The sequence below is a fragment of the Streptococcus sp. HSISS2 genome (assembly GCF_000448665.1).
In the GTDB taxonomy this organism is placed as follows: Bacteria; Bacillota; Bacilli; order Lactobacillales; family Streptococcaceae; genus Streptococcus; species Streptococcus raffinosi.
On the sequence record NZ_CM002133.1, the window covers coordinates 660,627 to 668,028 of the forward strand.

9 protein-coding genes and 1 pseudogene are annotated in these 7,402 nt (G+C 38.6%); 3 read left to right on the forward strand and 7 right to left on the reverse strand.

From position 1 onward, the window contains the following. Positions 1 to 10: 10 nt before the first annotated feature. The 7 genes from HSISS2_RS03050 to HSISS2_RS03085 form a co-directional block, all read right to left on the reverse strand. Positions 11 to 346: a hypothetical protein gene (locus HSISS2_RS03050; RefSeq protein WP_134981409.1), complete on the reverse strand. Its 336-nt coding sequence runs from the start codon at positions 344 to 346 to the stop codon at positions 11 to 13. Further along, on the reverse strand, positions 339 to 1,166 hold the full coding sequence (locus HSISS2_RS03055; RefSeq protein ID WP_021145333.1) for an ABC transporter ATP-binding protein: 828 nt from the start codon (positions 1,164 to 1,166) through the stop codon (positions 339 to 341). Before HSISS2_RS03055 ends, HSISS2_RS03050 begins: the two co-directional genes overlap by 8 nt. 289 nt (positions 1,167 to 1,455) lie before the next feature. Next, a complete protein-coding gene (locus tag HSISS2_RS03060) occupies positions 1,456 to 1,785 on the reverse strand; it encodes a tryptophan permease (protein WP_240472046.1) in 330 nt (109 codons plus the stop codon). 110 nt (positions 1,786 to 1,895) lie between these two features. Continuing rightward, the gene (locus HSISS2_RS03070) at positions 1,896 to 2,195 is read right to left on the reverse strand and encodes a hypothetical protein (RefSeq protein WP_021145334.1); all 300 of its coding nucleotides are present in this window, start codon (positions 2,193 to 2,195) and stop codon (positions 1,896 to 1,898) included. A gap of 113 nt (positions 2,196 to 2,308) precedes the next feature. Continuing rightward, positions 2,309 to 2,713, reverse strand: a complete 405-nt coding sequence (locus HSISS2_RS03075; RefSeq protein ID WP_134981412.1) for a hypothetical protein — start codon at positions 2,711 to 2,713, stop codon at positions 2,309 to 2,311. 14 nt (positions 2,714 to 2,727) lie between these two features. Beyond that, positions 2,728 to 2,997 (reverse strand): hypothetical protein, encoded by a 270-nt coding sequence (locus HSISS2_RS03080; RefSeq protein ID WP_021145336.1) that lies wholly within the window; start codon positions 2,995 to 2,997, stop codon positions 2,728 to 2,730. A 173-nt stretch (positions 2,998 to 3,170) separates the two neighbouring features. After that, positions 3,171 to 4,829, reverse strand: coding sequence for an NFACT family protein (locus tag HSISS2_RS03085; RefSeq protein ID WP_021145337.1), 1,659 nt, complete (start codon positions 4,827 to 4,829; stop codon positions 3,171 to 3,173). Between the two features lie 668 nt (positions 4,830 to 5,497). Between HSISS2_RS03085 and HSISS2_RS03090 the strand changes: the two genes are divergently transcribed. The 3 genes and pseudogenes from HSISS2_RS03090 to HSISS2_RS10745 all read left to right on the forward strand — a co-directional run. Beyond that, positions 5,498 to 6,298, forward strand: coding sequence for a TraX family protein (locus tag HSISS2_RS03090; protein ID WP_021145338.1), 801 nt, complete (start codon positions 5,498 to 5,500; stop codon positions 6,296 to 6,298). 132 nt (positions 6,299 to 6,430) lie between these two features. Then, entirely contained in the window at positions 6,431 to 6,979 is a 549-nt protein-coding gene (locus HSISS2_RS03095; protein WP_021145339.1) for a DJ-1 family glyoxalase III, read from the forward strand. 340 nt (positions 6,980 to 7,319) lie between these two features. Further along, positions 7,320 to 7,402: pseudogene (locus tag HSISS2_RS10745) on the forward strand (dihydroorotate dehydrogenase electron transfer subunit); the annotation flags it as partial.

A 7,402-nucleotide genomic window follows, 5' to 3' on the forward strand; every position in this document is an offset into this window, starting at 1 on the left:
ATTCCAAATATTACAGGCATAAACAAAGCCGATAAAACAGAAAAATAAAAGGAAATGAAATGACAGAAATTATATAATTATATTTCGTAACACCACTCAATATCAATGTTCTTAAATTCTTCTTCTCTTTTTCTTCAGAAATCATCATTGAAGTAAAGGTGCCAGCTGTCATACTATAAATCAAACTAAGCCCAATGTTTAAAAAATACATTTCGCCATGAATCATAGGGATAGCTTGTAAAATAGCAAAATCAATAAACGGTGTAACTACACATACAAACAACAAAACTTTATTACTGATTAAGTATTCCCAACGCAACCATAAAAGTGCTATCAATCTATGCATTTTTTGAATCCTCCGAAATCTTTATAAAAATATCCTCAAGCGTATTTTCTAAAGTATGCACACTAGCTACATCAGAACCACCCAAATATCTAGCAGCCTCTGCTTGAGACACCATTATCAAATCTCCATTTTTAAAACGAATAACAGCTTTATCTTGCTGACTATATTTATCTATGATTTCTTGAGGAGAACCATATTCTAATATATGACCTGAATTCAACAATGATATACGGTCACAAATTTTAGTAGCTTCACTCATATCATGAGTTGTTAAAAATATTGTTGTTCCCTCATTTTTTAAATTCAACAGAATATCATGTACTTTATTTGATAAAGCAGGGTCCAACCCCGATGTAGGTTCATCTAAAAAAAGAATTTTAGGATGATGCAAAATTGACCGAATAAGAAGCATACGCTGTTTCATACCAGTTGATAGTTTTTCTGCCTTCTTATCTTTATCTTCAAATAATTCCAGTTCCTTCAACAAAACATCAAGTTTATCTAAACTCACATTGTGATACTTAGCAAAGAATTGCAAGTTCTTATAAACTGTCATCTTTCCATAGAATCCAACAGTATCACTCATTATACCAATATTTAAAAAATCCGAAGGAAGTAACCGATTAGACTCTTTATTTAAAATATAAGCTTTTCCGCTATCCTGTGATAACTGTCCTGTCAAAATATTTATAGTCGTCGTTTTACCAGCACCAGAAGGACCTAGAAAACCAAAGATTTCTCCTTCCTTAATGTCAAACGAAATGTCCTCTAAAGCGATTTTATTGCCAAAACGCTTAGAAAGATTGTCTACTTTTATCATTGGATTCCCCTTTTCTAATGTAAACACTTGCGATAATTATAAAAATGTTGAACTATACATATAATATAACTGCGAAGGTGAATGACATGTTTGTTAAAGCTATCGCTTACTATGTTACATAAGTTATTATCATTGCTGATATTAGTCGTCATGTGACCACTCACTAATAAAGAATGATATAACAAAGAAGCTATACATTAGTTTTTATTATATCACTTTTCTTATCATTATCTAACAAAATGATAAGATTTTATCGTAGTCCGAGAATATCTATAGTTAAAAAGCCATCCTAGGATGACTTTCGCATATTTTTTAGATAGCGGCCGAGTATTTGTGTCATATGATTGTAACCCGCCGCGATCATTGGAATTTGTAAGTAAATATAAGGTAGGGTGTACTGGCTCTTAGTCTCTGATATGAGGTGAAAGAGGATGCCACCGAAGAGATAGAGGAAGGCATAGAGGCCTAGTGTTGCTCCATCTCCCATTCGTTTATAAGTGAAAGCATAGTAGAACGCACCACCAAGATATAGGACTAGGAGATAGCCTTGCATATAGGTCACAAAAAAGAGATGCAGGGTCCCATCGTGATAGATAGAAGTCGCAAACCTATTCCACAAAGGCTGAAACTTGTCTTTACTTGGACCGTTCCAGATGGACTGGAAGCTTCCCTCCGTCCAGGAGCTGATAAACTTGGTTCTGAAAAACCAACTTGCCTCATCGGGATGTGCTAGGAGGTATTGAACACGCTTATCAAAAAATGGTTGGCGCTTTTTTCAATCTTTTCGATATTGCCCTTTTTCTTAGCATAAATGTCACGGACATAGCCGGTATACCATCCTGGCATTCGTTTAGAATCGGGTTTGTCCTGTAAGCCCATGGCCAACCAAGCAATCTGAGGTGTTCCAGAAATTTTTTGATGAGTGGTAATCTCATAGTAACTGGTTGTCGCCTTATGCAAGCTCATAGGAAAGGCAAAGAAAGCCAAAACCAAAAGTAAATAGCGGTAACGTTTCTCTCTGAGTGTCATTAGTATCAAAATACCAGATAATGCAATAATGAGAATAATATTATTGCTCCTTACCCAGTAAGCCAATGATAGCATGACCACCGAAAGAATCGCATTCCTAGCCTTACCACGTTTTAAGTAACGTAGAAAGAAGAGAATGGCAAAACTAGAAAAAACAAACCATACATAAGTCCATAGGCAAACATAATGTTAAAGACTAGAGGCAAAAAACCGAAGCTCATGATGACAGCCAAACGACTGACTAACGGTTTCGTAAACAGTTCATCCGTGATTTTCCATGTCGCATAGTTCATACCAATGACCATGCCAAGATTCAATACATAGAAAACCGAGATGACCGGTAAAGGAATCAGATAGAGAACCAGGCGTTCAAAACTAAGCAATCCCAACTGATGAGGATAGCGGTAGAAGTAGGCTCCTGGTTTAATTAAGGAGAAGTTGCCAGCATTAAACTGGACCGCCCCTTTAAAGACAGTACCTGCATCGTCTCGGCCAGCAAAACTAGTCAGAAAAATCAAAAGGAGACCAAAACTCACAAAGCAAACGGAAAAAAGATGAAAATCTGTTTTGTTGTCAGTTCCTTTAAAATCTTGCGCCAGAGAAGTGTCAAAAGCAGGATGACCCCACCTGAAACATAAACATACCAAGGGACGCTACTAATCTCTGCCCACTCAAAGTATCCCGTCATCATGGTCGTGCGAATGAGTAAAGTAGTCACAAATAATAGGCCGAAGACTAATAGCCCCACGTAGCGACCTAACCATTCTAAAACAGAACTCGTATATGACATAAGAGCCTTCATTGAAAGTCTCCTTTAATATTGGTAATTACCCTTATAGTTTAGCACAGTCGTCGGAAAAATGTAATGAAAACTAGAAGAAAATATCATTCATCACTGAAAGAAATTGCTCTAATGACGACATCGAAAAAACTCTCTGGTTTCAGAAACGAGAGAGTTTATTTTTATAAAGTAGATTACTTCATCCGCATACTATCAATTTTTTCTTCAGTCGGTGTGACACGTAAGGTCTTTTGTCCAGTATAAGTTACAAATCCAGGTTTCCCAGCCGTTGGTTTGTTGAGTTTCTTAACATCAATCATATCCACTTGAACCAAGTTTGATAGACGAGCCTTAGAATAGTAGGCTGCCAATTCAGCCGCATCGGTCTTGACCTCGTCAGTTGGGTTAAGATTGTCCTTGATGACCACGTGACTACCAGGAATATCCTTGGCGTGGAACCAGAGCTCACCTTTTTTAGCCATCTTGAAGGTCAACTCTTCATTTTGCAGGTTGTTACGACCAACCATGATAATGGTCTTGCCATCAGAAGCTAGATACTGTTCCGGTTTCTTACGTTTGTGGCGTTTGTCAGTTGAACGACGCTTCATAAACCCAGCCTGAACAAGCTCCTCACGAATATCCTCGATTTCATCCATATTGGCTTGAGAAAGACTGAATTCAACACTTTCTAAATAATCAATGGTCTGTTTGGTTTCCTCAATCAAACCAGTCAAGTGCTTAACAGCCTCCTTGAGTTTCTGGTATTTCTTGAAGTAACGTTGCGCATTTTGGTTAGGCGTTAGAGCCACATTTAGAGGAATGGTAATCTTTTCGCCAGTATAGTAGTTGTCTAGCTCGACACTATCCTTGTCATTTGGCACCATGCTAAGATAGGTGGTCAAAAGTTCCCCTTTTTGACGGAACTCCTCAGCATTTTCGGTCGCCGCAAGCTCTTTTTCCTGTTTAACAAGTTTCTTCTTGTTTTTCTCTAGCTCATTTTGCACACGATGGATCAAATCACTAGCCTGTTGAGCCACACGGTCACGCGCCGCTTTGTCCAAATAGTAGTAGTCCAAAAGGGCAGACAAGGTTTCAAACTCAGGTTGGTCCTGGCTGTCAGCAAATTTTACAGCTGAAAATGCTTTTGCCGTTAAGTTTGGCTCTACTTCATGATTGAAGAAGGCACGGAAATTCTTGAGCTTATCAGTCTCAAGTAAAGCTGATAATTCATTTGCCGTGTCACGCCCCAAACCTTGGAAAAGTTTTTGAAGGTTTCTAGCTGACAAATCCTCCGTCTGCAAGATTTCAAAGAGCTTTTCATCTGGAAGGTCAAAAGGATTCTTAGCGTCTGTCTTAGGCGGTGCGATGTAGGTTGATCCTGGCAGAATAGTACGGTAACTATTTTGGGAGAAACCGACATGCTTGATAGACTCGATGATTTTGCTCTCATTCTTATCTATAAGGATAATGTTGGAGTGTTTCCCCATGATTTCCATAACTAGAGTAACCTTGACGCTGTCACCGATTTCGTTTTTGTTTGATACGGAAATCTCCAGAACACGGTCATTTTCTACCTGCTGGATAGCCTCGATAACTGCTCCCTGAAGGTATTTCCTCATAATCATGGTATAGGTATTTGGATTCTGTGGATTTGGCAAGTCAGCCTTGGTGGTCTGAATACGACCAAAGACAGGGTGAGCCGAAAGCAGAAGCTTGTAATTCTGACGATTGTTACGAATGGTCAGGACCAACTCACGTTCAAAAGGCTGATTAACTTTCTGGATACGCCCGTAAAGCACCTGCTCACGTAGCTCAGCTGTCATATGGTGAAGAAAAAAGCCGTCAAAAGACATGATGTACTTCCTTTCTTTTTAGTGATAATAATTGTTTTATTTTAAAAATAAAATAATTTGTGAGACTTTCCTTAGGTGTTGGCGGACGTCAGCGAACTTTTACAAAGTTCCATGACTAATTAAGATACAAAGGGCGTCTGCGAATAAAGTCAAAATAGAAAGTTTGACGCAGAATCTTTAGATTCTAGGAAAACTTGTCTTTTTGACACAATTCGCAGCCCGTGTTCAATTGGTTTTGAGCCCCTTCGCTTTTTCATTTTTAGGCTCAGGCTAAAACAGTTTCCCAAACTGTTTTACTCTCAAAAATTCCGAGCGCCTGAAACTAAAAGGTTTCAGGCGCTTTTAACACGGCGGAAAGTCTCGGTTAATTGCTCGCTCTGCTCTCCAAAAAAGTTATTTCGAAAATTTGCAGAGCTTAGTTAGATATTTTTAAACAATTTGAATACGTTATGAACGTAAATATTGCCTAACCATTATAGCATAAAGCCTGTAGAAATGCTTGGGGAGGGCTGTGAATCTAAACTTATTATCTTAATGTAATATAAATTGTCATAAAAATTGTATGACATAAAGAGTTAAAAATCATATCAAATTTCTTCAAATATTCTTTTGAATTTATGTTCTAGTTATGGTATCATTTAATATGCTGAAAATTAAAGGAGCATTAAATGAACGATATAAAAAAGATTAGCAATGCGACTAATTTAAAATACCTAGCTGTTGCACTTATGTTTTTGGACCAAATCTATCAGATGTTCGGGAGTATGGGGGCACCTATATGGTTGACGATGTTGGGACGCCTGGCTTTCCCGATTTTCCTCTTTCTTGCTGCTGATAGTTTTCACTATACACACGATCGTATGGCTTTTCTCAGGCGGTTACTTTACATGAGTTGGTTTATGATCATTAGCAACGCCATCATTGGTAGTATTTTTCATAATGGTAGTATCGGTTTAACCAATAATGCCTTCTCAACTTTCTTTATTACTGGGATTTTTATTTACTCTTGGGATTTATTGTTTAAGGGCCTTCGTGACAAGTCTTATAGGGAATTGATTCAGGGAATGGGTGTCTTTCTCTTGCCAATCCTTTCAGCGATTCCAGTTGCTGTACTAGGAGGGATTTTTGAAACACCTAATGGAAATCCATTTGTGGCCCATAGTGTGGCTTTTCTCTTGTCACTGGTTCCAAGCGTTATCATGGTTGAGGGTGGCTTTGTTATGGTTATCCTTGGTTTGCTCTTCTATATTTTCCGTACCAATCGCATGGCTCAAATCATTGTCTTGGCTGTTATTTCAGTGATTGCCCATCTTTTTGACCCGACAGGTGTTCAGTGGATGATGGTTTTTGCGGCAATTCCTATGTATTTCTACAATGGTGAGCGTGGTAGTGGTAACAAGAATTTTTTCTATATTTTCTACCCAGCCCATATTTATCTCTTGTGGATCCTAGCAAGTTTGTTTAGATAAAATGACAAAGACAGTCCTTGTGCTGTCTTTTTTCCTTATTTAAGCGCATTGTTATGGTTTGTTTCCTGCTTTTAAAACTGCTATAATTTAAGGTGAAATATAAGCTAGTGATAACTAAATTGGAGGTATATCATGACAAAAGTAGCAGTAGTATTTGCAGAAGGCTTTGAAGAAATTGAAGCCTTGAGCCCAGTGGATGTCTTCCGTCGAGCAGGATTTGACTGTAGCATGCTTGGACTTGAAAGTGCGTCAGTAACGGGTTCACATGGGATTCAAGTAGCCATGGATGGCGTATTTGACGGTAATCTTGATGCGTATGATTTGGTGGTTCTCCCTGGAGGAATGCCTGGTTCCACTAACTTGCATGATCACGAAGGCTTGATTGCTTCTCTCCAAGCAAGAAATAAAGCAGGAAAATCTATTGCTGCTATCTGCGCCGCACCGATTGTTTTGAACCGTGCAGGCTTGCTTGAAGGTCGTAAATTCACTTGTTTCCCAGGTGTAGAGGAACAAATTACAGCTGGCGAGCATCAAACAGACTTGGTGGTTGTTGATGGCAATATCATCACTAGCCGTGGTGCCGGAACAGCATTGGCATTTGCCTATGCCTTGGTTGATTTACTGGGTGGCGATGGTCAGCAGTTAGCTCATACCATGGTTTACGACAGATTGTTTAAATAATGTTTTTTATGGCTCTTGTTCAAGAACTCTAGCACCTCTTGTCAGGAATGTTGACAATTTATGTTCCCCTATGAGATGATAGAGCACTTATCAAACAAATGCCCTAAGCATAGATTAGAGAGAGACCTTAGCTTAATTTTATAAGCTTTGGTTTTTCTTTTCTCCTTTGACATCTGTTATGAAAACGGTTATAATTATCACAAAATAACCTTTAAATGAGTCCAGAGAGACTTAAAAGGTCGGACAGCTTGAAACAGCAGGGTTCTCCTGTGATTTTTTGTGCGACCTTGCCATGTGGCGAGGTTTTTTGATGACATTTTGCAGTTTAGAAAGGGTTGTCATGATTTTAGTTGAAGATTTAATCATTGTAGGTCAGCGTGAGATTGCACCTCGTATTTTCGAGATGGTGCTTAAGGGAGAGAT